General features: G+C 63.8%; 19 protein-coding genes. 8 read left to right on the plus strand and 11 right to left on the minus strand.

Translation table 11 applies throughout. The features are described from left to right. Positions 1–4 precede the first annotated feature (4 nt). Positions 5–982 (plus strand): type II secretion system F family protein, encoded by a 978-nt coding sequence (locus FXB40_RS34950; RefSeq protein WP_148776830.1) that lies wholly within the window; start codon positions 5–7, stop codon positions 980–982. A gap of 9 nt (positions 983–991) precedes the next feature. Then, a complete protein-coding gene (locus tag FXB40_RS34955) occupies positions 992–1966 on the plus strand; it encodes a type II secretion system F family protein (protein WP_148776831.1) in 975 nt (324 codons plus the stop codon). 63 nt (positions 1967–2029) lie between these two features. On the opposite strand, the gene FXB40_RS34960 is transcribed toward FXB40_RS34955, so the two are convergent. The 3 genes from FXB40_RS34960 to FXB40_RS34970 form a co-directional block, all read right to left on the minus strand. Next, positions 2030–2842 (minus strand): tetratricopeptide repeat protein, encoded by an 813-nt coding sequence (locus FXB40_RS34960; RefSeq protein WP_148776832.1) that lies wholly within the window; start codon positions 2840–2842, stop codon positions 2030–2032. Between the two features lie 71 nt (positions 2843–2913). Beyond that, the gene (locus FXB40_RS34965) at positions 2914–4401 is read right to left on the minus strand and encodes a metallophosphoesterase family protein (RefSeq protein ID WP_148776833.1); all 1488 of its coding nucleotides are present in this window, start codon (positions 4399–4401) and stop codon (positions 2914–2916) included. 275 nt (positions 4402–4676) lie between these two features. Next, positions 4677–4880 carry a hypothetical protein gene (locus FXB40_RS34970; RefSeq protein WP_148776834.1) on the minus strand — a complete coding sequence of 68 codons (204 nt, stop codon included), beginning with the start codon at positions 4878–4880 and terminating at the stop codon, positions 4677–4679. A 191-nt stretch (positions 4881–5071) separates the two neighbouring features. Between FXB40_RS34970 and FXB40_RS34975 the strand changes: the two genes are divergently transcribed. After that, entirely contained in the window at positions 5072–6445 is a 1374-nt protein-coding gene (locus tag FXB40_RS34975; protein WP_148776835.1) for a leucyl aminopeptidase family protein, read from the plus strand. Then, positions 6438–7280 carry a C40 family peptidase gene (locus FXB40_RS34980; protein ID WP_148776836.1) on the plus strand — a complete coding sequence of 281 codons (843 nt, stop codon included), beginning with the start codon at positions 6438–6440 and terminating at the stop codon, positions 7278–7280. Before FXB40_RS34975 ends, FXB40_RS34980 begins: the two co-directional genes overlap by 8 nt. A 62-nt stretch (positions 7281–7342) precedes the next feature. Here FXB40_RS34980 and FXB40_RS34985 read toward each other — a convergent pair whose 3' ends face one another. From FXB40_RS34985 to FXB40_RS35015, 7 genes are all read right to left on the minus strand, one after another. After that, the gene (locus FXB40_RS34985) at positions 7343–7540 is read right to left on the minus strand and encodes a hypothetical protein (RefSeq protein ID WP_148776837.1); all 198 of its coding nucleotides are present in this window, start codon (positions 7538–7540) and stop codon (positions 7343–7345) included. A gap of 97 nt (positions 7541–7637) precedes the next feature. Next, positions 7638–9275, minus strand: a complete 1638-nt coding sequence (locus tag FXB40_RS34990; RefSeq protein ID WP_187437356.1) for an ABC transporter ATP-binding protein — start codon at positions 9273–9275, stop codon at positions 7638–7640. Between the two features lie 7 nt (positions 9276–9282). Then, the gene (locus tag FXB40_RS34995; RefSeq protein ID WP_148776838.1) at positions 9283–10461 is read right to left on the minus strand and encodes an ABC transporter permease; all 1179 of its coding nucleotides are present in this window, start codon (positions 10459–10461) and stop codon (positions 9283–9285) included. Beyond that, positions 10461–11570 (minus strand): microcin C ABC transporter permease YejB, encoded by a 1110-nt coding sequence (locus FXB40_RS35000; protein WP_148776839.1) that lies wholly within the window; start codon positions 11568–11570, stop codon positions 10461–10463. Before FXB40_RS35000 ends, FXB40_RS34995 begins: the two co-directional genes overlap by 1 nt. Before the next feature lie 2 nt (positions 11571–11572). Next, positions 11573–13441, minus strand: a complete 1869-nt coding sequence (locus FXB40_RS35005) for an extracellular solute-binding protein (protein WP_148776840.1) — start codon at positions 13439–13441, stop codon at positions 11573–11575. Between the two features lie 14 nt (positions 13442–13455). Continuing rightward, the gene (locus tag FXB40_RS35010; protein WP_148776841.1) at positions 13456–15357 is read right to left on the minus strand and encodes an ABC transporter substrate-binding protein; all 1902 of its coding nucleotides are present in this window, start codon (positions 15355–15357) and stop codon (positions 13456–13458) included. 225 nt (positions 15358–15582) lie between these two features. Continuing rightward, on the minus strand, positions 15583–16137 hold the full coding sequence (locus FXB40_RS35015) for a c-type cytochrome (protein WP_148776842.1): 555 nt from the start codon (positions 16135–16137) through the stop codon (positions 15583–15585). Positions 16138–16372: 235 nt separating this feature from the next. On the opposite strand from FXB40_RS35015, the gene FXB40_RS35020 reads away from it, so the two are divergent. Further along, positions 16373–17113: a 3-deoxy-manno-octulosonate cytidylyltransferase gene (locus FXB40_RS35020; protein WP_148776843.1), complete on the plus strand. Its 741-nt coding sequence runs from the start codon at positions 16373–16375 to the stop codon at positions 17111–17113. Positions 17114–17134: 21 nt separating this feature from the next. Beyond that, entirely contained in the window at positions 17135–17980 is an 846-nt protein-coding gene (locus FXB40_RS35025; protein ID WP_148776844.1) for a prephenate dehydratase, read from the plus strand. Between the two features lie 36 nt (positions 17981–18016). Here the strand turns inward: FXB40_RS35025 and FXB40_RS35030 are convergent, their stop codons facing one another. Beyond that, positions 18017–19033, minus strand: coding sequence for an LLM class flavin-dependent oxidoreductase (locus FXB40_RS35030; RefSeq protein WP_148776845.1), 1017 nt, complete (start codon positions 19031–19033; stop codon positions 18017–18019). Positions 19034–19436: 403 nt separating this feature from the next. Between FXB40_RS35030 and metF the strand changes: the two genes are divergently transcribed. Together metF and metH are read left to right on the plus strand one after the other, a co-directional pair. Beyond that, positions 19437–20363: a methylenetetrahydrofolate reductase [NAD(P)H] gene (metF, locus tag FXB40_RS35035; protein WP_187437357.1), complete on the plus strand. Its 927-nt coding sequence runs from the start codon at positions 19437–19439 to the stop codon at positions 20361–20363. Between the two features lie 5 nt (positions 20364–20368). Further along, positions 20369–24220: a methionine synthase gene (gene metH / locus FXB40_RS35040; RefSeq protein WP_148776847.1), complete on the plus strand. Its 3852-nt coding sequence runs from the start codon at positions 20369–20371 to the stop codon at positions 24218–24220. Positions 24221–24338 lie beyond the last annotated feature (118 nt).

Genomic DNA, 24338 nt, shown 5'->3' on the forward strand with positions numbered 1-24338 from the left:
AGCCATGAACATGCAGGTCCTCGCCCTCGCCTTCCTCGCCACCGCCGCCGTCGGCGGCATCGCCTGGGTCTTCCTCTATCCGCTGCTGTCAGGCGAACGGAAGGCCGAGAGCCGCCGGGCTTCGATCGGGCGCTCCGATGCGCCCGCGGCCAAGCAGGCTGAAAAGAGCCAGCGCTCGCGCCGCGAGCAGGTCGAGACCTCGCTCAAAGATCTTGAGGCGAGGCGGGCGCGGGAAAAGAGCGTTCCGCTCCATGTCCGCATTTCACAAGCGGGGCTCGACTGGACGCCGCAGAAATTCTGGATCGCATCCGCCGTCGTGGCAGGCGTATTTTTCTTCGGCGCGCTGTTCGGTGGCGGCGGCCTGATCGGCGCGGTCGGTCTTGCCTTTGCCGGCGGCTTCGGCCTGCCGCGCTGGACACTGGGCTTCCTGAAGAAGCGCCGCGAAAATAAGTTCCTGGCGGCGCTGCCCGACGCCGTCGACGTCATCGTCCGCGGCATCAAGGCCGGCCTGCCGCTGTTCGAATCCATCAAGGTCGTCGCGGCCGACGCGCCGGAGCCGCTGCGCAGCGAGTTCCTTGCGATCATCGAGACGCAGGCGATCGGCATGCCGCTCGGCGAGGCCTGTACCCGTCTCTACGATCGTATGCCGCTGCCGGAGGCCAATTTCTTCGGCATCGTGGTGTCGATCCAGCAGAAGTCGGGCGGTAACCTCTCCGAAGCGCTGGGCAACCTCTCCAAGGTGCTGCGCGACCGCAAGAAGATGAAGGAAAAGATCCAGGCGATGTCGATGGAGGCCAAGGCCTCGGCCGGCATCATCGGCTCGCTACCGCCGATCGTGATGTTCCTCGTCTATCTCACGACGCCCGGCTACATCTCGCTGCTGTGGACCCATCCCACCGGCCAGCTCATGCTGGTCGGCTGCCTCGTCTGGATGTCGGTCGGCATCATGGTGATGAAGAAGATGATCAACTTCGATTTCTGATGGTGCCGTATGGTCGACTTCCTCGTTACGAAACTGCATGATCCGCACTTCATGACCATGCTGCTGGCGGCCATCGCCGCCAGCGCCACGGTCTATACGCTGGTGATGCCGCTGTTTGCCGGCGAAGGCCTCTCCAAGCGCATGAAGGCGGTGGCGAGCGAACGCGAACGGATCCGGCAGCGCGAGCGCGAACGCCTCAACAAGAGCGAGAAGGTCTCGCTGCGCCAGACGCCGAAGCAGCTCGTCTCCAGGGTCGTCGAGGACTTCAACCTCACCAAATGGCTGGCGCAGGAAGCAGCGCGCGACAAGCTGATCATGGCGGGCTATCGCGGCCAGGCGCCTTACGTGACATTCCTGTTCGCCCGCATGGTGGCGCCGCTCGTGCTGTTCGTCGGCTCGGTCATCTACGTGTTCCTGATCGCCCATATGGAGAAGTCGATGCCGATCAAGATCGGCATGTGCGTCGGCGCCGCCTATGGCGGTCTCCAGGCCCCGATGCTGTTCCTGAAGAACGCGATCTCCAAGCGCCAGCTCTCGATCAAGCGCGCCTTTCCCGATGCGCTCGACCTGCTGCTGATCTGTATCGAATCCGGCATGTCGGTGGAAATGGCGTTCCGGAAAGTGGCGACCGAAATCGTTGGACAGTCGATCGCGCTGTCGGAGGAGTTCACCCTGACCACCGCCGAGCTGTCCTATTTGCAGGACCGCAAGGTCGCGTACGAAAACCTGGCAAGGCGCACCGGGCTCGAAGGCGTCAAGTCGGTGTGTCTTGCGCTTCAGCAGGCGGAACGCTACGGCACCCCGCTCGGCCAATCCCTGCGCGTCATGGCGCAGGAAAACCGCGACATGCGCATGAACGAAGCCGAGAAGAAGGCCGCCGCACTGCCGCCGAAGCTGACGGTGCCGATGATCGTGTTCTTCCTGCCCGTGCTGTTCGTCGTCATTCTCGGACCGACCGGCATCAAGATCTCCGAGCTGCACTGACGCCGGAGATTGCGGACCGCATGCGGTCCGCAGCCAATTCCAGGATCGGAAGATCGGGCCTGATCAGTCGGGCTGGCTGAGCGAAGCAACCGGCGTCCGCTTCGGCGCACCGCGCGGGCCATCGTTGCGGTTCAACATTTCCTTGAGATACGCGACGTTGGCCGCGGCCTGGTCCGGCGGCAGGTCCGCCTTCACGATGGTCTCGGCTTCAGTGAAGCGGCCCTGGAGGCCGACCACCAGACCGAGATTCTGCCGTACCCGGGAGTTCGCACGCGGTGAAGCATAGGCCTCCCGCAGCGCCTCTTCCGCCTTGGGCAGGTCCCGCGACAGCATGTAGGACAGGCCGAGATTGGAGAGCACGCCAGGATCGCCCGGCACAATCTTCAGCGCGCTCGCATAATAACTGCGCGCCTCTTCGTGACGGCCCATCTGGTCGAGTGCCGTGCCCTGCACCGAGAGCAGACGCCAGTCCGGATTGTCAGGGGAATGCGCCTTCGACAGCACGTCGAAGGCCTGCTGGAAATTGCCGTTGTCGGCGAGCGCGCGGCCGTATTGGGCAAGCAGCTGCTTGTTGCCGGGATTGGCGATGGTCGCCTGTTCGAGCACGGCGGCGGCCTGGGCGCGCTGGCCGTTGGCACGCAGGGCCTGGCCATAGGCCAGCGCCACGTCGGGATCCTTGGGGTTGGCGCGGTAGCGCTCGCTATAGGTCTCGATGGTGCGCGCAGGATCGGCCGGGGCGGCTTCCGCCTTCGGACCGATCGAGCCGGTAACATCGGAGAGTTTTGACATTGCCGTGCAGCCGCCGAGGCTCGCGGCCGCCAGCGCGATCAGCGAGGCAGAGGCAAGAAGCCGTGCAGGACGGAACCATTGACGCATGACGCTTTGACTCTCGAGCCGATTGATCGAGCCGAACGCACCAGCAATAGACTGTTAACCCTAATGGCCGGTTAACGCGGCGGACCGCCGCCCAGGCCCAGATCCAGGCCGAGCAGCTTCATCTGGTCGTTCAGGTCCCGCAGCAATTGCAGCCGCTGCTGCGTCCTCCCCTCGGTGTCGGCAGCCTGGCGCGGCAGCGTCGGCCACCGGCGCGAAAAGCCGTCACGATTGACCAGGCGGTCGGCGCGGAGCTCGTCGAGCGCGGCGCGATCGATGCCGAGCGTGTCGGCAGATTGTCCGATCAACTGACGGAGCAGCCTCTTCACGTCTGCCAGCGCCGCGAGGTCGGGCGCCTGTGCCGACTTCGCGAACCTGCCGGAGAGATCCGCCCAGGCATGAGAAGTGACGAGGTAGGTGTAGAGAATGTCCGCCCAGTCCTGCCCGCCGTCATCGTAGAAGGCGCGGCGTGACAATAGCCGACGCGCCAGTGCCAGGACCTGATCCCGCTTCAACGATGCGCATGAGGCGATCTCGATCACGGACTGGACAGCGGGATCGCGGGACAGATCTCGCCCCACAGGAAGCCTGACGACGCCATCCGGCAGATTCGAATCGAGCGGCCTGAAGGCGCCATCGTTGCGCGGCCGCGAATAGCGCGCGATCGCGAAGCGGTACTCGGGCCGCTCGGCGTCGGACGCCGCACCGAAATGGATGATGTTGAAGCCGGCGTCGTCGCCGCCCTGCCCGGTGGAGGACGGACAGGAGAGCACATAGATCGTGCGCCAGAAATCCTCTCCGCCGCTCCGGGGTGCACGCGGGTCGGGGATCGAATAGCGCGTGAGCCCCTCGACATGCCGGTGCCCGTGCAGGATCAGACTGACGTTCAGCGAGGTGGCGGCTTCGAGAAAGGTCGCGGGCGCGGCGAGATACATCAGCGGCTCGTCCGGAACCCCGAGAAACCGCTTGCCCTCGCCGGTCGCCTGCGGCAGCGGATGATGATGCAACGCCAGCACGCGCACCAGATTTTCCGCAGGCTCGGAATAATCGGCGCGTCCCGACGAGCCCATGCTGCCCGCGAGCTCGACGCTCAGCCGGGCCGATTGCGCGACCATTGCATTGTAGGCCTGCTCATCGATGTTGCCGCTGGTGAGTATCGTCAGGCTCGCCCTGTTGGAGTCGAGCAGCACCAGATCGAGACCGCCCTGGCGATAATAGACGCTCTTCGAGGTGCGTGGCAGGTGCAGATAGTCGTAGGCGTCGTGCCGGCCGCCGCGCTGACTGGGACGCTTGACGTCGTGATTGCCGGCAACCGCCTGGATGTCGGTGAACAGGCCGGTCTGCCGGAGGGACGCGATGACCGCGAGCGCTTCGTCGAGCGCACGCGGTGTCGGGTCGTTCACGAGATCGCCTGTGATTAGCAGGATGCGGTCGGTCACATCCGAAAAGTCCGCCATCCGCTCGCGCAGCGCCTCGGCAAGGGCCTCGATCGTCGCAAGCAGCCGGCCTGACCCGTCCAGATGAAGGTCGGATATCTGCGCAATGACAAACGATCTATCCATGTTGCGCCGCTCATTGCGAATGCTGCGTCGCCCAAACGATTGAGGGAAATGCCTTCGACGAAGAGTGCAGTCAGATATCAACCCGGATCGGCATCAACCGAGATTCAAGCGGCGCTCCTGCGCTCGATACGTGCAGTCGCGCGTGACACAACCTAAAAATATTCATCAATAATGCCACAACCGCAGCGCTAGTAAAGCCCTGCGGCAACCCGCTCGTGAACGGCAGTTCTCAAACCACATACGCGCGCAATCGGCAGATGGTTTCGCTGGCCCGATCAATATTCGATGGCGAGACGCTTGCGGATCTCGTCAATGCGTTTGTCGAGCGCATCGAACCGCGCATGGATCGATCGGTCATGGAGATAGAAGACGTAGCCGCCAGCGAGGAACGCGAAGACCCAGTGGTGATGCTCGACATAGCCAAAGACGGCCTCGATGGCCTGGCCGATGAATGTGATCACGCCCCACACAACTTCCATTGCAATTCCTCCCGGCACGCTTCGTCTTCGGTCACCGGCGTTCTCTGCGCAATCTGGCAACCGCTGCCGGAACCTAGCATGGCTGCTTCTCTGCGAGTAGCGGCTCACTGGGCGGTGACCGCAATGCCGATTGCAGCCACCGCAAAACTCTGCGAAGTCTCCTCCAACCGAATGACCTTGCGGACCCGCCAATGCCTTCCGTCTTCGAGACGTCCACGACTGCCACCCCGATCACCTTCGTTACCAAATCGAGCTGGGATGCCGTGCGCGAGACGCTGCCGCCGGCGCAACGCCAGTTCGCCACCGCGAGCGCCTTTGCCGCCAAGCCGGGCGGCTATCTCGCACTGCCCGCGCCCGACGGAACAATCGCGCAAGTGCTGTTTGGCCTCGAGGACGACGGCGCCAGATCGCGCGATCCGTTCCGGCCGGGCGCATTGCCGGGCCTGCTGCCGCCGGGCACCTATCGATTTGCCAATGCACCGCACGATGCACGACTGGCGGCGCTCGCCTTCGCGCTCGGCAGCTACCGCTTCGCCCGTTACCGCAAGGCTGATAGCCCCGACGTCCGGCTGGTACCGCCTGACGGCGTCGCCCCCGCCGAGATCGATCGCATGGCGGATGCCGCGATGCTGGCACGCGACCTCATCAACACGCCGTCCAACGACATGGGGCCGGAGGAGCTGGCCGCGGCCGCGCAAGAGCTCGCCGCCGAGTTCGGCGCAAACTACGCCTGCACCATCGGCGAGGATCTCAAAACGAACTTTCCACTGATCCACGCAGTCGGCATGGCCTCGGACCGTGCGCCGCGGCTGATCGACATCACCTGGGGCGATTCCAGCCATCCCAAGGTGACGCTGGTCGGCAAGGGCGTCTGCTTCGACACCGGCGGGCTCGATCTGAAGCCGTCGAGCGGCATGCTGATCATGAAGAAAGATATGGGCGGCGCCGCCAACGTGCTGGCGCTTGCGCGCATGGTGATGGATGCGAAGCTGAAGGTGCGCCTGCGCGTGCTGATTCCGGCCGTCGAGAACGCCGTCTCCGGCAATGCCTTCCGCCCGCTCGACATCTTCACCTCCCGCAAGGGCATCACCGTCGAGATCGGCAATACCGACGCGGAAGGCCGGCTGGTGCTCGCCGACGCGCTGGCGCTGGCCGACGAGGAGAAACCCGAGCTGCTGATCGATCTGGGCACGCTGACCGGCGCCGCGCGCGTCGCGCTGGGGCCGGATTTACCGCCCTTTTACACCAATGATGAGACGCTGGCCGCCGACGTCGCGCGCTGCGCGGTGAAGGAGAACGATCCCTTGTGGCGCATGCCGCTGTGGCCACCCTACGATGCCTGGCTGGACTCCAAGACCGCCACCATCACCAACGCGCCGTCCGGCGGCTTTGCCGGCTCGATCACCTGCGCGCTGTTCCTGCAGCGCTTTGTCGAGCACGCCACGAGCTGGCTTCACGTGGATATTTATGGCTGGACGCCGTCGGCCAAGCCGGCGCGTCCCGAGGGCGGCGAATGCCAGGCCGCCCGTGCCATCTACAAGGTGCTGAGCGAGCGCTATGCATGATCCGCGGCTGACACCGGCACGCGGCGACGTCGCCGCGGCATATCTCGAAGGCAAGGTGCAAGCCGATCGCTTCGTCACGGGCGAGGAATTCGAGGTGGTCGCGCCGATCGCGCCGATGCGCGAACAGCCATCGTCGAACGCGATGCTGATGACGGAAGCGCTGCGCGGCGAGCGGATCACGGTCTACGACCGCAACGACGAGGGCTGGGCCTGGGGCCAGCTCGGCGGCGATGGCTATGTCGGCTGGCTGCCTGACGCGACGCTGATGAAGCCGGCGGCCGCGCCGACGCACAAGGTCGGCGCGCTGCGGACACTTGCCTTCCCCGGCCCCTCGATCAAGCTGCCACCGGTCGACTTGCTGGTGCTGGGATCGAAGCTCGCGATCGCGCGCGAGGACGGCAGTTTTGCCGTAACGCGCGAAGGTGCTTTCGTGCCGAAGACCCATCTCGCGCCGCTCGACCATCGCGAGCCGGACTTTGTTGCGGTCGCCGAGCGCTTCGTCGGCACGCCCTATCTCTGGGGCGGCAAGAGCAGTTTGGGCATCGACTGCTCCGGCCTGGTCCAGGTCTCGTTGACATCAGCCGGCACCGGCTGCCCGCGCGACAGCGACATGCAGCAGACTGGACTCGGCCGCGCGCTGGAGCCGCATGAACGAGGCAGCTTGCTGCGCGGCGATCTGATCTTCTGGAAGGGCCATGTCGCCATCGTCCGCGATAGCAGCACGATGGTTCACGCCAACGCACATCACATGGCAACGGTGATCGAGCCGATCGAGCCGGCCATTGCGCGGATCAAGGCTGCCGGAAGCGAAGTCGTCGCAATCAAGCGACTCTAGCGTAGGATGGGTAGGGCGCGGCGAAGACTATCGCCCGCTCCACCCATCTCACCGTCCGTTCCTCAGAATAGGCGCAAGTGCGGATTTTTCAGCAGACCGCCGCCGCCCAGTTCGGGGCCATTCTCGACCCGCACCGGCAGGCGCGGTTCGGGGATCCAGCCGGGAGGGCCCAACTTCCACACGCCGCCGCCGGCGACCTGCTCGGGTTCGCCCGTGGATAGCTCACGCATCGCCTGCGCGTCGACTCCAGTCAATGTCATCTCTGTGCTCCTGTCGCGGTCGCGAGACTGCCCCGCGACTACTCGCACAGGATGCCGCAGCGATTGCGCTGCCGCCGTGATCGCGATCACGCTGGGGTCAGGTCGCGACCGAGCCGTTGCCCGCCGTCTCCAACCGGAACGCCGCCGCGAACAGCGCGCGGGTGTAATCCGTCTTCGGATTCTTGAACAGCTCGACCGCCTGACCTTCCTCGACCACCTTGCCGCCGCGCATCACGATGAGATGGCTTGCGAGCGAGGCGACGACGCGCAGATCGTGCGAGATGAACATGTAGGTGAGATCGCGCCGGCGCTGCAATTCACGTAGCAAATCGACCATCTGCGCCTGAATGAGCATGTCGAGCGCACTGGTCGGCTCGTCCAGCACGACGAAATCCGGCTCCAGCACCACCGCGCGCGCAATGCTGATGCGCTGGCGCTGGCCACCGGAGAATTCGTGCGGGTAGCGGTAACGGGTGTCCGGCTTCAGCCCGACGTCCTCGAGTGCCTTGACGACGCGCGCCTCCCGCTCCTCGCGCGACAGCTTTGGCTGATGCACGGAAAGGCCTTCGGCGATGATGTCGGCGACCGACATGCGCGGGCTGAGCGAGCCGAACGGATCCTGGAACACGATCTGCATGTCGCGCCGGAAGGGCCGCATCTCCTTGAAGCGCAGGCCCTGGATATCCTTTCCAAGGAACACGATCCGCCCGTTCGACGAGATCAGCCGCATCAGCGCCAGTCCGAGCGTGGTCTTGCCCGAACCGGATTCACCGACGACTCCGAGCGTCTCGCCTTTGCGCACGGCAACGCTGACGCCATCGACCGCCTTGATGTGGCCCACCGTCTTGCGCATCAGGCCGCGCTTGATCGGAAACCACACCTTGAGATGATCGGCCGACATCACCACAGGCGCATCCGGCTGCGGTGGCGCCGGATCCGGCTTCGGCTCGGCCGCGAGCAGATCGCGCGTATAGGGATGTTTTGGGGTCTTGAAGACCTGCTCGACCGGCCCCTGCTCGACGATCACGCCCCCTTTCATGACACAGACGGTGTCGGCGATGCGGCGCACGATGCCGAGATCGTGGGTGATGAAAAGCAGGCTCATGCCGAGCCGCGAACGGATTTCGGCGAGCAGTGTCAGGATCTGCGCCTGCACCGTGACGTCGAGCGCCGTGGTCGGCTCGTCCGCAATCAGCAAATCCGGCTCGTTGGCGAGCGCCATCGCGATCATCACGCGCTGGCGCTGGCCGCCGGAGAGCTGGTGCGGATAGCTGTTCAGTCGCGTCTCCGGCTCGGGAATGCCGACCTGCGTCAGCAGCTCGAGCGTCCGTTTGCGCGCCTGCGCGTTGCTGGTCGGATTGTGCAGCTGGATGATCTCGCCGATTTGCGCCTCGATCGTGTGCAGCGGATTGAGCGACGTCATCGGCTCCTGGAAGATGATGGAGATGTCGCTGCCGCGGATCTCCCGCATCTGCTGCTCGGACTGGTCGATCAGCTCCTGGCCCTTGAAGCGGATACTGCCCGAGGGGTGCGAAGCGCTGGGATAGGGCAGCAGTTTCAGGATCGAGAGCGCGCTGACCGATTTGCCCGAGCCGGACTCGCCGACCAGTGCGACGCATTCGCCGCGCTTGATCTGGAACGAGACCTTGTCGACCGCAAGCGTCGTGTTGCCGCCCTGGTGGAAGGCCACCGAGAGGTCGCGCACCACAAGCAAAGGCTGGTTAATCGCGTCCATCACGCCCTCACTTGAACGTCTTGCGCGGATCGAAAGCGTCGCGCACGGCTTCGCCGATGAAGATCAAGAGCGACAGCATGATCGCGACCGAGAAGAAGCCGGAAAAACCGAGCCAAGGCGCCTGCACGTTCGACTTGCCCTGCGACAGCAGCTCGCCGAGCGACGGCGAGCCGGGCGGCAGGCCGAAGCCGAGGAAGTCCAGGGCCGTGAGCGTCATCACCGAACTCGACACGATGAACGGCAGGAACGTCATGGTCGCGACCATCGCGTTCGGCAGCAAATGCTTGAACATGATCACGGCGTTAGACACGCCAAGCGCCCGCGCGGCCTGGATGTACTCGAAATTACGCCCGCGCAAAAACTCCGCGCGCACCAGTCCAACCAGCGACACCCAGGAAAACAAGAGCAGGATGCCAAGAAGCACGAAGAAGCCAGGCACCAGTACCGACGACAGGATCAGCAGCAGATAGAGCGACGGGATCGCAGTCCATATTTCAATGAAACGCTGGAACAACAGGTCGATCCAGCCGCCGAAATAGCCCTGCACCGCGCCCGCCGCGATGCCGATGACGGAGGAGACAATGGTCAGGCAGAGGCCGAACAGCACCGAGATGCGGAAGCCGTAGATCAGCCGCGCCACCACGTCGCGGCCCTGATCGTCGGTGCCTAGCCAGTTGTATTCGAGGTCACGGCAGCTTTTGAGGCCCTTCTTCTCGACGACGGGTTTGCATTGCGCCTCCGTCAACATCCAGGTTGGCGGCGACGGCGCCGGAGTCGGCAGGTCGAGATTATGGGTGTCGTAGGAGTATCGAATGAGCGGCCAGACGATGCTGCCGCTCTTGTCCTTGATCAGCTTCTGCAGATAGGGATCGCGGTAGTCGGCCGCCGTTTCGAAGTCGCCGCCGAAGGTCGTCTCCGAATAGGTGACGAAGGCCGGCCAATAGAGATGGCCGTCATATTTGACCAGGAACGGCCGGTCATTGGCGATCAGCTCGGCGAACAGAGACACCACAAACAGGATCATGAAGATCCAGAACGACCAGTAACCGCGCCGGTTCGCCTTGAAATTCTGCCAGCGCCGCCTGTTGAGCGGCGACGGCACGAACGGCTTGCGGGTGATCGGCACGACGTCCCCAAGCGGCGACTTTGCAGTGGTCTCGATCGGGGTGGGAGCGGCCAGCGTCATCAGACCTCCCGCGCCTCGAAATCGATCCGCGGATCGATCCACATATAGGCCAGGTCAGAGATGAGGTTGACCACGAGGCCGACGAGCGAAAAGATGAAGAGTGTGCCGAACACCACGGGGTAGTCGCGGTTGAGAACGCTCTCGAAACTGAGCAGCCCCAACCCGTCCAGTGAGAAGATGGTCTCGATCAGAAGCGAGCCCGAAAAGAAGGCGTGAATAAAGGTACTGGGAAAGCCTGCGATGACAATGAGCATCGCGTTGCGGAAGACGTGACCATAGAGCACCCGGTTCTCGCTGCAGCCCTTCGCGCGCGCGGTCATCACGTATTGCTTGCGAATCTCGTCGAGAAACGAGTTCTTGGTCAGGAACGTCATGGTGGTGAACGCGCCGAGCCCCATCGCGATCAGCGGCAGCGTCAAATGCCAGAAGTAATCGATGACCTTCCAGTACCAGGGAAATTGCGACCAGCCGTCCGACGTCAACCCGCGCAGCGGGAACCAGTTGAAGAACGAGCCGCCGGCGAACAGGATGATCAGGAGGATCGCGAACAGGAAGCCGGGGATCGCATAGCCGAGCACGAGCACGCTGGACGTCCAGGTGTCGAAGCGCGTTCCGTCCTTGACCGCCTTGCGGATGCCGAGCGGTATCGAGATCAGGTAGGTCAGGAGCGTCAGCCAGATGCCGAGCGAGATCGAGACCGGCAGCTTTTCCTTGACCAGCTGGAGCACGCTGACATCGCGGAAATAGCTGTTGCCGAAATCGAAGCGGGCGAAATTCCACACCATCAATGCGAAGCGCTCCGGTGCCGGCTTGTCAAAGCCAAACTGCTTCTCCAGCTTCTTGATGAAGTCAGGGTCGAGGCCTTGCGCGCCGCGGTACTTGGAATTGATGGCATCGCCACCAGCGCCCAGCTGCCCCGGCGCGCGCTGCGCAAAGTCACCGCCGCCCGAAATGCGCGAGGTCCCGCCGGTGTCGGCGCCAGAAAGCTGCGCGATGACGCGCTCGACCGGACCGCCCGGCGCGAACTGCACGACGACGAAGGAGACGAAGAGGATTCCGAGCAGGGTCGGGATCATCAGGAGGATACGGCGGGCGATATAGGCGCTCATGATTATTTCGCCTGCTCGAGCCTGGCGGCCTTTGCCGCGTCAAACCACCAGTTCTCAGGCGCACCGACGCCTTGCGCATATTTCGGCGGCTTGTCGGGATGGCTGAACTGGTCCCAATAGGCGACGCGATGGAAGTTCGCATACCATTGCGGCACCCAATAGCGCCCGGCGCGGAAGACGCGGTCGAACGCCCGGCAGGCCGTGGTCAACTCCGCCCTGGTCTGCGCGGCAATGATCTTGTCGATCAGCGCGTCGATGATCGGATCGGAGATGCCGGCGAGATTGTACGAGCCTTTGGTCTTGGCCGCCTGTGAAGAGAAGAACGCCCGCATCGCATCGCCGGGCGTCGCCGACATCGAGAAGCGTTCGATCGTCATATCGAAATCGAAATCCTCAAGTCGCGCGCGGTACTGCACGGCATCGACCAGGCGGAATGTGGCGTCGATGCCGAGCGTCGCGAGGTTCTTCAAATAAGGCCCGTGATGCGGCTGGATCGACTGCTCGTCGTTCAGGAATTCGATCGTGAACGGCTCGCCATTGGGCAGCACCCGCTTGCGGTCCTTGATGAGGTAGCCGGCTTCGTTGAGCAGCTCGCTCGCCTTGCGAAGCAGACCGCGATCCTGTCCAGAGCCGTCCGACACCGGCGGCACGAAAGGCTGGCCGAACACTTCGTCGGGCACCTTGCCGCGGAAGGGCTCCAGCAGTGTAAGCTCTTCGGGCGAAGGCGGGCCGGACACCATCATGTCGGAGTTCTGAAACGGCGAGTGCGTGCGCGCGTAGGCGCCATACATGATCGACTTGTTGGTCCACTCGAAATCGAAGGCATAGATCAGCGCTTCGCGCACGCGCGGATCCCTGAACTTGTCGCGGCGGAGATTGATGAACCAGCCCTGTGCGCCCGACGGGGTCTCGTCCGGCAGCTGCTCGCGCTTGACGCGACCGTCCTTGATTGCCGGGAAATCGTAACGCGTCGCCCAGATGCGCGACGTGAGCTCCTCGCGGAACAGATAGTTCTTGCCGGTAAAGCCTTCGAACGCGACATCACGATCGCGGTAGAATTCGTAGCGCACCGTATCGAAATTATAACTGCCGCGGCAGACTGGCAGGTCGGCGCCCCACCAGTCCTTGACACGCTCGTATTCGATGTAGCGGTTGACCTCGAACTTGCCGACCTTGTAGGGGCCGGAGCCCAGCGGCGTATCGAGCGTCGATTCATCGAACGCGCGCGCGGCGTAATACGCCTTCGAGAAGATCGGCAGGCTCGCAACATAGAGCGGCACGTCGCGTGCACGGTTCGGCGCGAAGGTGACGACCACGGTGGCGTCGTCGAGCGCCTCGGCCTTCACGAAATCGCGGAGCTGCACGACGATCAGCGGATGGCCCTTCTCCTTCAGCGCGGTGAGCGAGAAGGCGACGTCGTGCGCGGTGAGCTTCGAGCCGTCGTGGAAACGGGCCTCGGGACGCATCGTGAAGGTGTAGGTCAGCTTGTCCGGCGAGATCCGCACCGATTTCGCCGCGAGCCCGTACATCGCGTCGGGCTCGTCATTGGCGCGCGCCATCAACGGCGCGAAGGTCATGTCCATGCCCTGCGCGCCCTCGCCCTTCAGAATATAGGCGTTGAGCGAAGAGAAGGTGAAATAGGACTGGTTGTAGGCCCGCACCGAGGGGATGAGCGAGAACGCGCCGCCCTTCGGCGCGTCGACATTGACGTAGCCGAAATGGTGGAAGTCGACCGGATATTTGAGATCGCCGAAGGCCGAGATGCCGTGAGCCTCGGCAGCCACCTCCGACGCCCGCGCACCGCGCACCAGCGGCGCGCTCAAGGCGCCGGCACCCAGGGCCAGCACATGCCGGCGTGAAAGCTGCGCCATGCGGGAAATGTCCTTCACGACTTCTTTGCGATCCGTGCCGCCTTGTCTGCGTCGTACCACCAGACGAATGGGAAGCCGGACTGGCCGTATTTGGGCAATTCCGCCGGCCGACCAAAGCGATCCCAGCGCGCAGTGCGCACCTTCGTATAGGTCCACTGCGGCACGACGTAGTGATTCCACAGCAGCACGCGGTCCAGTGCTTTGGTTGCGGCGACGAGATCATCGCGATCCCTGGAGTAGATCAGCCGCTCGATCAGCTTGTCGATCGCCGGATTCTTGATGCCGGCAATATTGCGCGAGCCGGCTATGTCGGCCGTCTTCGACGACCAGAACTCACGCTGCTCGTTGCCCGGCGACTGCGACTCGCCCCAGGAGTTGGTGACGACGTCGAAATCCCACTCGCGCGTCCTGTTCTCGTATTGGGTCGGGTCAACCGTCCGCACGCTGACGGCAATGCCGAGCCGTTCCAACGACGGCTTGTAGAACAGCGTGACCCGTTCGAAGCTCGGATCCTGGTTCAGCAATTCAAGAGAGAACTGGGTGCCGCTCTTGACGTCGATCAGCTTGCGGTCGCGCACCTCGTAGCCGGCCTCCTTGAACAGGCGCAGCGCCTCGCGGAGATTGTCGCGCACGGCTTCCGGAGTGCCGCCGACCGGATTTGCGTAGGGCGTCGTGAAGACTTCGGGCGGGACTTGGGAGCGAACCGTCTCGAGGATTTCGAGCTCTTTTCCTTGCGGCAATCCCGTCGCCATAAGCTCGTCGAGGCCGTCAAAATAGCTGCTGACGCGCTTGTACTGACCATAGAAGAGCTGCTTGTTCATCTCTTCGTAGTCGAACGCGTAGTTGAGCGCACGGCGAACGCGGGGGTCGCTGAACTTGGCGCGGCGCAGGTTCGGCACGAAGGCTTGCATCACGCCGGAGCTGCGATTGGCGAATTCCTCGAGGATCACGCGCTTTTCGGTCACAGCCGGGAAATCGTAGGCGGTCGCCCAGTTCTTGGCGCTGTTCTCGGTGCGCCAATCGACCTGATCGGCCTTGAAAGCCTCGATCGCGACAGTGGCATCGCGGAAATACTCGTAGCGCAGCTCGTCGAAATTGTTACGGCCCACATTGGCGGCGAGGTCGCGCCCCCAATAATCCTTGACGCGCTCCAACGCAATCGAGCGTCCGGCAACGAATTCCTTGACCTTGTAGGGGCCGGAGCCAAGCGGTACTTCGAGCGTGGTCGCTGAGACATCGCGCTTGCGGCCCTGCGCGTCCGTTCCTTCCCACCAATGCTTGGGCAGGACCGTGAGCTGCCCGACTATCTGCGGCAGTTCGCGGTTCCCCGGCGCGTCGAATACGAATTTCACGTCGCGCTCACCGACCTTCTCCGCCTTCACCACATGGCTGTAATAGGCCGAGTACATCGGGTGGTGCTTCTTGAAGGAATCAAGCGAGAAGATCACGTCCTCGACGGTGACCGGCTTACCATCATGCCATTTGGCCTGAGGCCGCAAACGATAGATGACGAAGGAGAAATCGTCCGGATGGCTCACGGCTTCGGCGAGCGCGCCGTATTCGGTCGAGACTTCGTCGAGCGAAGGCGTCGTGAGGGATTCGTAGATGAATGCGACGGCACCGGAGACCTGCCCCTTCACGCCTGCTACGACGATATTGAAATTGTCGAACGTACCGACGGCGATCTGGCGCGCGACGCCCGCTTTGGGGGCATCCGGATTGACGTAGTCGAAGCGCTTGAAGTCGGCCGGATATTTGACGTTGCCGAACAGTGACAGCGCGTGGCGCCAAGGCAGCTCGCCCGCCGATTGCGCCTCTGCCGTGCCGACGACGGGAACACCCGCCACGGAGCCGAAGGCGGGAAGCGCAGCAACGGCCGCGCCGGTGAGCAGAAGATCGCGTCGGGTAATGGCCAAATCAACATCCCAGTCTTGAAGGAGGTTACCCCTTTAAGTGCCCAATATAGGCGAGGTTTCGACGGAATATGTTGCTTTTTCCTCATCTTGGAAGGCCGGGCGGCCTGTCAGATGCGGCCAAACGCCCCGATAACAACGCCGCGAGGCCCGAATACAGAAACGGCCAGGCTTTGAGGCCTGGCCGCACATCTGAGATCGAGACCCAAGAGCCTTATTTCGAGAGCCTTATTTCGCCGCGGTCGGGAGCGGCTTCGGGCTGTCGGAGAGGCTGTTCAGATAGGCGATGACATCGGCGCGCTCGCTGTCCTTCGGGATGCCGGCAAAGCCCATTGCGGTGCCGGGGATGTCGCCCTTCGGGTTGGCGATAAACTTGTTCAGCTCGTCAATGGTCCAGGTGCCGCCTTTGGCCTTCATCGCGGCCGAGAAGTTGAAGCCGTTGCGGCCTTCGCCGCGATGGTCGTCAACGATGCCAAAGAGGTTCGGGCCGACCCGATTCGGGCCGCCCTTCTCGAAGGTGTGACAGGCGCCGCACTTCTTGGCGGCAGAAGCGCCCTTCTCGACGGAGGCGGTCTGAAGCAGCTTTTCGATCGGCTCGGAAGGCGCGGCAGCGGCAGCACCGCCCTCCTTGTCGCCGGCCACTTCCTTAACGGCGATCTCGAAGCCGGGCTTTTCCGGAAATTTCGGCGAGAACAGCGCCTGGGCGGTGAAGCTCGTCACCAGCAGAATAAGACAGGTGCCAAGCACGGCACCGATGATCTTGTTGAGTTCGAAAGAGTCCATTTCCGGCCAGGCCCCACACCGCAAGAAGGAATAAGCGGCCGTGCGACCGCCAGGACGAGCCTCGGGAGAATCAAAAACGTTCCTTATTGTTTCCCCGAGTTTTGCCATTGAGATATCGGTTTGCCCGAGGTCTGGCAACCCGTATAAGCGACCCGGCTTTCAGCCCATCCCCACCCGATTTCTCGGTGCGGAAAACGCCCCGTTTCCAGACCGTTGAACCCAGTCGCTTGAACCAATGACCGATCCCCGCATCCTGGTGCTGATCCCGGCCCGCATGGCCGCCACCCGCCTGCCCGGCAAGCCGCTTGCCGATATCGCAGGCCTGCCGATGATCGTGCACGTGATGCGGCGCGCCGAGGCCGCCGGCATCGGCCGGGTTGCGGTGGCAACTGATACCGCAGAGATCGCCGCGGTCGTGACCGCCCATGGCGGCGAGGCGGTGATGACCCGCGCGGAGCACCCCTCAGGCTCCGACCGCATCCACGAGGCCATGCAGAAACTTGATCCGGACGGCAAGGCCGAGATCGTGGTCAATCTCCAGGGCGATTTCCCGACGATCACGATCGACAATATCCGCGAGGTGCTGCCGCCGCTGGAAGACCCCGCCGTGGACATCGCCACGCTGGCTTCGCAGATCCACACCGAGGAGGAGGACCTCGCCCCGAGCGTCGTGAAGGCGATCGGAACCTCGCTCGGGGGTAAGCGCATGCGCGCACTTTATTTCACCCGCGCGACCGCGCCGACCGGCGACGGACCGCGCTACCACCATATCGGCCTCTATGCCTATCGCCGCGCCGCGCTGGAGCGCTACGTTTCGCTGCCGCCCTCGCCGCTGGAGCTGCAGGAGAAACTTGAGCAGCTCCGGGCCCTGGAGGCCGGAATGCGCATCGACTTCACCATCGTCGATACCGTGCCCCGCGGGGTCGACACGCCGGCGGACCTCGAGACCGCCCGCGGCATCCTTTCCAAATCCTGAGCCGCTGCTACAAGGCCCGTCATGAGCAAGCTGAAAATCGCATTCCAGGGCGAACCTGGCGCCAATTCCCATATCGCCATTGTCGAGGCCTATCCCGACGCCGAGCCGATGCCCTGCGCCACCTTCGAGGACGCGCTGTCGGCGATCTCGTCGGGCGAAGCCGATCTCGGCATGATCCCGATCGAGAATTCGGTCGCCGGCCGCGTCGCCGACATCCATCATTTGCTGCCAGCCTCCGGCCTCTTCATCGTCGGCGAATGGTTTCTGCCGGTCCGGCATCAATTGATGGCGGTGAAAGGCACGAAGCTGTCCGAGATCAAGTCCGTCGAGAGCCATGTTCATGCGCTTGGCCAGTGCCGGCGCATCATCCGCAAGCTCGGCATCAAGGGCATCGTGCACGCCGACACCGCCGGCAGCGCCCGCGACATTTCCGAGCGCAAGGACAAGACCGTCGCCGCGATCGCCTCGCGCCTGGCCGCGCAGATCTACGGCCTCGACATTCTTGCCGAGGACATCGAGGACGAGGCCCACAACACCACGCGCTTCGTGGTGCTGGCGCGCGAACCGAAATGGGCGGCGCAAGGTTCGGGCCCGCTGGTCACCACTTTTGTTTTTCGGGTGCGCAACCTTCCCGCGGCGCTCTACAAGGCCCTCGGCGGCTTTGCCACCAACGGCGTCAACATGACCAAGCTCGAAAGCTACATGGTCGACGGCAATTTCTTCGCCACGCAGTTTTATGCTGACGTCGACGGTCACCCTGAAGACAAGGGCCTCGCGTTTGCGATCGAGGAGCTGAAATTCTTCTCGCGCGAGTTCCGTATCGTCGGCGTGTATCCGGGTCACCCGTTCCGCGCGACGATGGAATAGTCTCGTGTCCCGGACGCGCGAAGCGCGAGCCGGGACTTAGGCTGCCTGCTTCGCCAGCCCGAACGCCTCGGCCAGCAGCGAATACGACCTCTTGCGCGCCTCATGGTCGTACACGGCCGTGATGACCATCAACTCGTCCGGCTTGCTCGCATCCATCAGCGGCTGAAGCTTCTTCTGCACCGTCTCCGGATTGCCGACGAACAAGCGCGAGCGGTTGCGCGCAATCGAGACGCGCTCGGAATCCGTATAGGGATAGGCCAGCGCCTCCTCGACGCTCGGCAGCGGCAGATATTGACCGCGGTCGCGGCGCAGGCGGTTGAGATCGAAAGAACTCGCGAGCCTTTCGGCCTCCTCATCAGTGTCGGCAGCGATCGCGGCGACCGCAAGGATCGCGTGCGGGCTCGCGTTCCAGGCTGAGGGCTGGAAGCGATTGCGGTAATGCACCATCGCATCGATCGCATCGTGGGACGCGAAATGATGCGCGAAGGCGAAGCCCATGCCGACCTGCGCAGCAAGCTCCGAGGAATAATCGCTGGAGCCGAGCAGCCAGATCGGTGGCAGCTTGGTGTCGTCGGGCATCGCGACGACGTTGTGGTAGGGGTGCCCTGCGGGGAATTCGCGGGTCTCCCACAAAATCAGTTCGTGCAGCCGCTCCAGAAAATCGTCGCCCTCGCGGCGGTCGAGCCGGCTGCGGAGTGCATAGGCCGTGGCGCCGTCAGTGCCGGGGGCACGGCCGAGGCCGAGATCGATGCGGCCGGGAAACAATGCCTCCAGCATCTTGAAGCGCTCGGCCACCACCAGCGGCGCGTGGTTGGGCAGCATCACGCCGCCGGAGCCGACGCGGATGTGCTTCGTCACCGCCGCGATCTGCCCGATCATCACGTCGGGCGCCGGGCTCGCGACCGAGGCGAGGTTATGGTGCTCGGCGAGCCAGTAGCGGACATAGCCGAGCCGATCGACATGGCGCGCCAGATCGATGCTGTTGCGCAGCGCCGCGGCGGGTTTTGTGCCTGACGTGACGACGGAGAGGTCGAGGACTGAAAGCGGGATCATGGCGCGTTAACGTAGTGGAGGGCCACGCGGCGGCAATGGGCCAACAGCGCAGATCTGGCGTGTGCGGGCGCAGAGGTCGCGGGGGCGGCAAGAGCGGAGCGTTGGGACGGGTATAGATCGCGTAACGCACAACTCATTCTGCCCACCGAACGCAGGCCGACTTTTTCGACCGCTTTAATAGATCTAAACAGTTGATATCATTTTATCATTTATCCATTTAGATGACTTCCCACCTTCATCCTTAGCATCACAATATTCGACACCGTTCCACCAAAAGTGGGCGATTTCCCATCCCCGATGGGCTGTCGAGATACCTGCCTTTGCCTTATCTTAGCCTCTCCCAAGCTAGACCCCGACCGCCGCCGCCCGACTGCTGGCGAGGGCCCCTGGAGTGACTGGTGCCATGACCGATTTGAAGACGCCTGCCCACACTGACGGGCAAGACGGGCATCTCGCCACAAAGCGCCCTGCGATCTCCTTCGAGTTCTTTCCGCCCAAGACCGAAGATATGGAGCGGAATCTCTGGGAGACCATCAACCGGCTGGCCCCGCTCGACCCGAAATTCGTCTCGGTGACCTATGGCGCCGGCGGCTCGACCCGTGAGCGCACCCACTCGACCATCTCCCGCATCCTGAAGGAGACTGCGCTGCTGCCGGCCGCGCATCTGACCTGCGTCGGCGCCTCGCGCGGCGAGATCGACGAGATCGTCGACCGCTACCACGAGGTCGGCGTCCGCCACATCGTCGGCCTGCGCGGCGATCCCGCCGGTGGGATCGGCACGCCCTACGCTGCCCACCCCGACGGCTATCAGAGTTCGGACGCGCTCGTTGCCGGGATCAAGAAGCGGCACGCCGACATCGAAGTGTCGGTCTCGGCCTACCCTGAGAAGCATCCCGAAGCGCGCGACTTCGACGCCGATATCGATACGCTGAAGGCCAAGGTCGACGCCGGCGCGACGCGCGCGATCACCCAGGTCTTCTTCGATAACGACCTCTACTTCCGTTATCTCGACCGCGTCCGCGCCCGTGGCATCAACATCCCGATCGTGCCGGGCATCATGCCCATGCACAATTTCAAGCAGGCGAGAGCCTTCGTCACCCGCGCCGGCACCACCGTGCCGGACTGGTTCGCCGCGAAATTCGAGGGCCTCGACGACGATGCCGAGACCCGCAAGCTGGTGGCCGCGACCGTTGCGGCCGGCCAGGTGCAGAAGCTCGCCAAGAACGGCGTCGACACCTTCCATTTCTACACCATGAACCGCGCCGATCTCGTGTTCGCGATCAGCCATTTGCTCGGCATTCGCGCCAAGAGCGCGCAGAAGGCGGCGTAAAGCACATGACCGTATCCACCTCGCCCAAGCGAACCGCCCTCATCAACGCCGCGCGCGAGCGCATCCTCGTGCTCGACGGCGCCATGGGCACGATGATCCAGAACCTCCAGTTCGACGAGGCCGCCTTCCGCGGCGAGCGCTTCAAGAATTTCCATCGCGACCTGCGCGGCAACAACGATCTGTTGATCCTGACCCAGCCGCAGGCGATCGAGGACATTCACGCCGCCTATTTGCGCGCCGGCGCCGACATCGTCGCGACCAACACCTTCTCGACGACCTCGATAGCGCAGGCCGATTACGACCTCACCGATATCGTCTACGAGATGGCGCGCGAAGGTGCCCGCCTCGCCGGCAACGCCGCAAAGCGTGTCACGGCCGAGGACGGCAAGCCGCGCTTCGTCGCGGGCGCCATTGGACCGACCAACCGCACCGCCTCGATCTCGCCTGATGTCGCCAATCCCGGCTACCGCGCCGTCACCTTCGATGATCTGCGCAAATCCTATGGCGAGCAGATCCGCGGCCTGATCGACGGCGGCGTCGATCTGCTGCTAGTCGAGACCATCTTCGATACGCTGAACGCCAAGGCAGCGCTTTATGCGATCGCGGAAATCACCGAAGCGCGCGGCATCGACATGCCCGTGATGGTGTCGGGCACCATCACCGACAAATCCGGCCGCCTGCTGTCCGGCCAATTGCCGGAAGCATTCTGGCATTCGGTGCAGCACGCAAAGCCCGTCACCATCGGCTTCAACTGCGCGCTCGGCGCGGAAGATCTGCGCGCGCACATTGCCGATATCGGCCGCGTCGCCGACACGCTGGTCTGCGCCTATCCGAATGCCGGCCTGCCCAACGAATTCGGCCAGTACGACGAGACGCCGGAATACATGGCCCGCCTGGTCGGCGAGTTCGCCGCGTCCGGCCTCGTCAACATCGTCGGCGGCTGCTGCGGCACCACGCCGGACCACATCGCGGCGATCGCCGCCGCCGTCGCGCCGCACAAGCCGCGCATCGTGCCGGAGATCGAACCGCGCCTGCGGCTCTCCGGCCTCGAGCCCTTCATTCTGACCGACGCGATCCCGTTCGTGAACGTTGGCGAGCGCACCAACGTCACGGGCTCGGCCCGCTTCCGCAAGCTGGTCACCAATGGCGACTACACCGCCGCGCTGCAGGTCGCGCGCGACCAGGTCGAGAACGGCGCGCAGATCATCGACGTCAACATGGACGAAGGGCTTCTGGATTCGGAAGCCGCGATGGTGACCTTCCTCAACCTCGTCGCCGCCGAGCCCGACATCGCCCGCGTGCCCGTGATGGTCGACAGCTCGAAATTCTCGGTGATCGAGGCCGGCCTGAAATGCGTGCAGGGCAAACCGGTCGTCAACTCGATCTCGATGAAGGAAGGCGAGGACAAGTTCATCCACGAAGCCAAGATCGCGCGCCGCCACGGCGCGGCCGTCGTGGTGATGGCGTTCGACGAGGTCGGCCAGGCCGACACCTTCAAGCGCAAGACCGAGATCTGCAAGCGCGCCTACGACATCCTGGTGAACCGCGTCGGCTTCCCGCCGGAAGACATCATCTTCGATCCGAATATCTTTGCGATCGCGACCGGCATCGAGGAGCACAACAATTATGGCGTCGACTTCATCGAGGCGACGCGCTGGATCCGCAAGAACCTGCCCGGCGCGCACATCTCCGGCGGCGTGTCGAATCTGTCGTTCTCGTTCCGCGGCAACGAGCCGGTGCGCGAGGCCATGCACTCGGTGTTCCTGTATCACGCCATCAAGGCCGGCATGGACATGGGCATCGTCAATGCCGGGCAGATGATCGTCTATGACGACATCGATCCCGAATTGCGCCAAACTTGCGAGGACGTCGTCCTCAACCGCGATCCCGGTGCGTCCGAACGCCTGCTGGCGCTCGCGGAGAAATTCCGCGGCAACAAGACCCAGACCAAGGAAGCCGATCTCGCCTGGCGCGAATGGCCGGTGGCGAAGCGGCTGTCGCATTCGCTGGTGCACGGCATCACCGAGTTCATCGAGCAGGACACCGAAGAGGCCCGCAAGAATTCCTCGCGTCCGCTCGACGTGATCGAGGGGCCGCTGATGGCCGGCATGGACGTGGTCGGCGACCTCTTCGGCGACGGCAAGATGTTCCTGCCGCAGGTCGTGAAGTCCGCGCGCGTCATGAAGCAGGCGGTCGCCTGGCTGATGCCGTTCATGGAAGAGGAAAAGGCGCGCAACCTCGCCAATGGCATCGGCACTGAGGGCTCCTCGTCCGCCGGCAAGATCGTGCTGGCGACCGTCAAGGGTGACGTCCACGACATCGGCAAGAACATCGTCGGCATCGTGCTCCAGTGCAACAATTACGAGGTGATCGACCTCGGCGTGATGGTGCCGGCCGCCAAGATCGTCGAGACCGTGAAGGCAGAGAAAGCCGACATCGTCGGCCTGTCCGGCCTGATCACGCCCTCGCTCGACGAGATGGCGTTCTTCGCCGGCGAATTGCAGCGCGAAGGGTTGAAGCTGCCGCTGCTGATCGGCGGCGCCACCACGAGCCGCGTGCATACGGCGGTGAAGATCGACCCGAGCTATCGCGCCGGTCCCGTCGTGCATGTCAACGACGCCAGCCGCGCGGTCGGCGTTGCGTCATCGCTGCTGAGCCCTGAGAAGCGCGAGGCCTATGCGGCCGACGTTCGCGCCGAATATGCAAAGATCTCCGATGCGCATTTCCGCGCGCAGGCCGACAAGAAGCGGCTGAAGCTGGAGACCGCGCGCGCCAACCGCGTGCCGGTCGACTTCGTCGCCAACAAGCCGGTGAAGCCGACCTTCCTCGGCACCAAAAGCTTTGACGAATACGATCTCGCCGAGCTCGTGCCCTATATCGACTGGACGCCGTTCTTCCAGACCTGGGAGCTTGCCGGCCGCTTCCCCGCAATTCTCAACGACGCCAAGGTCGGCGAAGTCGCGCGCTCGCTCTATGACGACGCGCGGAAAATGCTCGACCTGATCGTCAAGGAAAAATGGTTCCGGGCGCGCGCGACCGTCGGCTTCTGGCCGGCGAACGCGCAAGGCGACGACATCGTGCTCTATGCCGATGACAGCCGCACCAAGAGCGTCGCGACGCTGCACACGCTGCGCCAGCAGCTCGAGAAGCGCGAGGGCCGCTTCAACGCGGCGCTCGCCGACTTCGTCGCACCTGCGGGCGTGCCGGATTATATCGGCGGCTTCGTGGTCACGGCCGGCATCGGCGAGGACGCGGTCGCCGATCGCTTCAAGATGGCGAACGACGACTACTCCTCGATCCTGTGCAAGGCATTGGCCGATCGCCTGGCCGAAGCGTTTGCCGAACGCATGCATGCCCGCGTGCGCCGCGAGTTCTGGGCCTATGCGCCGGACGAGGCGCTGTCGACCGACGATCTGATCCTGGAGAAGTACCAGGGCATCCGCCCCGCACCCGGCTATCCCGCGCAGCCCGATCACACCGAGAAGGCGACGCTGTTCGAACTGCTCGATGCGGAAGCGACCGCCGGCGTGCAGCTGACCGAGAGCTTTGCGATGTGGCCGGGCTCGTCTGTCTCCGGGCTCTATTTCGCGAATCCCGAGAGCTATTATTTCGGCGTCGGCAAGATCGAGCGCGACCAGGTCGAGGACTACGCCGCGCGCAAGGGCATGACAGTGACCGAGACCGAGCGCTGGCTCGCGCCGGTGCTGAACTACATCCCGTCGCGCGAGGACGCCGACAAGGCTTTTGCGGCGACACCTGCGAACGACGAGACGTCAAAGGATCTCGCCTCGCATTCGCCCGGCTGTAATTGCGCGGTGCATCTGGTCTGGCAGAAGAAGCGCGCGGGGGCGGGTTAGGCGCCCCCGGCACTCAAAAGCGAAAAACAACCCCATGCACAGTAGGGATGGGGTTGAAAGGTTTGATGCTTTTTCGGTCTTGCCGAAAATCACTTGCTCCGTCGAGGCTGGGCAAGTT

This window comes from Bradyrhizobium rifense, assembly GCF_008123425.1.
GTDB lineage: Bacteria > Pseudomonadota > Alphaproteobacteria > Rhizobiales > Xanthobacteraceae > Bradyrhizobium > Bradyrhizobium rifense.

Bases quoted from the DNA above. Each gene is read 5' to 3' on its own strand.
- FXB40_RS34950 (WP_148776830.1), top strand. From the start codon at position 5: ATGAACATGCAGGTCCTCGCCCTCGCCTTCCTCGCCACCGCCGCCGTC.
- FXB40_RS34955 (WP_148776831.1), top strand. From the start codon at position 992: ATGGTCGACTTCCTCGTTACGAAACTGCATGATCCGCACTTCATGACC.
- FXB40_RS34960 (WP_148776832.1), bottom strand. From the start codon at position 2,842: ATGCGTCAATGGTTCCGTCCTGCACGGCTTCTTGCCTCTGCCTCGCTG.
- FXB40_RS34965 (WP_148776833.1), bottom strand. From the start codon at position 4,401: ATGGATAGATCGTTTGTCATTGCGCAGATATCCGACCTTCATCTGGAC.
- FXB40_RS34970 (WP_148776834.1), bottom strand. From the start codon at position 4,880: ATGGAAGTTGTGTGGGGCGTGATCACATTCATCGGCCAGGCCATCGAG.
- FXB40_RS34975 (WP_148776835.1), top strand. From the start codon at position 5,072: ATGCCTTCCGTCTTCGAGACGTCCACGACTGCCACCCCGATCACCTTC.
- FXB40_RS34980 (WP_148776836.1), top strand. From the start codon at position 6,438: ATGCATGATCCGCGGCTGACACCGGCACGCGGCGACGTCGCCGCGGCA.
- FXB40_RS34985 (WP_148776837.1), bottom strand. From the start codon at position 7,540: ATGACATTGACTGGAGTCGACGCGCAGGCGATGCGTGAGCTATCCACG.
- FXB40_RS34990 (WP_187437356.1), bottom strand. From the start codon at position 9,275: ATGGACGCGATTAACCAGCCTTTGCTTGTGGTGCGCGACCTCTCGGTG.
- FXB40_RS34995 (WP_148776838.1), bottom strand. From the start codon at position 10,461: ATGACGCTGGCCGCTCCCACCCCGATCGAGACCACTGCAAAGTCGCCG.
- FXB40_RS35000 (WP_148776839.1), bottom strand. From the start codon at position 11,570: ATGAGCGCCTATATCGCCCGCCGTATCCTCCTGATGATCCCGACCCTG.
- FXB40_RS35005 (WP_148776840.1), bottom strand. From the start codon at position 13,441: ATGGCGCAGCTTTCACGCCGGCATGTGCTGGCCCTGGGTGCCGGCGCC.
- FXB40_RS35015 (WP_148776842.1), bottom strand. From the start codon at position 16,137: ATGGACTCTTTCGAACTCAACAAGATCATCGGTGCCGTGCTTGGCACC.
- FXB40_RS35020 (WP_148776843.1), top strand. From the start codon at position 16,373: ATGACCGATCCCCGCATCCTGGTGCTGATCCCGGCCCGCATGGCCGCC.
- FXB40_RS35025 (WP_148776844.1), top strand. From the start codon at position 17,135: ATGAGCAAGCTGAAAATCGCATTCCAGGGCGAACCTGGCGCCAATTCC.
- FXB40_RS35030 (WP_148776845.1), bottom strand. From the start codon at position 19,033: ATGATCCCGCTTTCAGTCCTCGACCTCTCCGTCGTCACGTCAGGCACA.
- metF (WP_187437357.1), top strand. From the start codon at position 19,437: ATGACCGATTTGAAGACGCCTGCCCACACTGACGGGCAAGACGGGCAT.
- metH (WP_148776847.1), top strand. From the start codon at position 20,369: ATGACCGTATCCACCTCGCCCAAGCGAACCGCCCTCATCAACGCCGCG.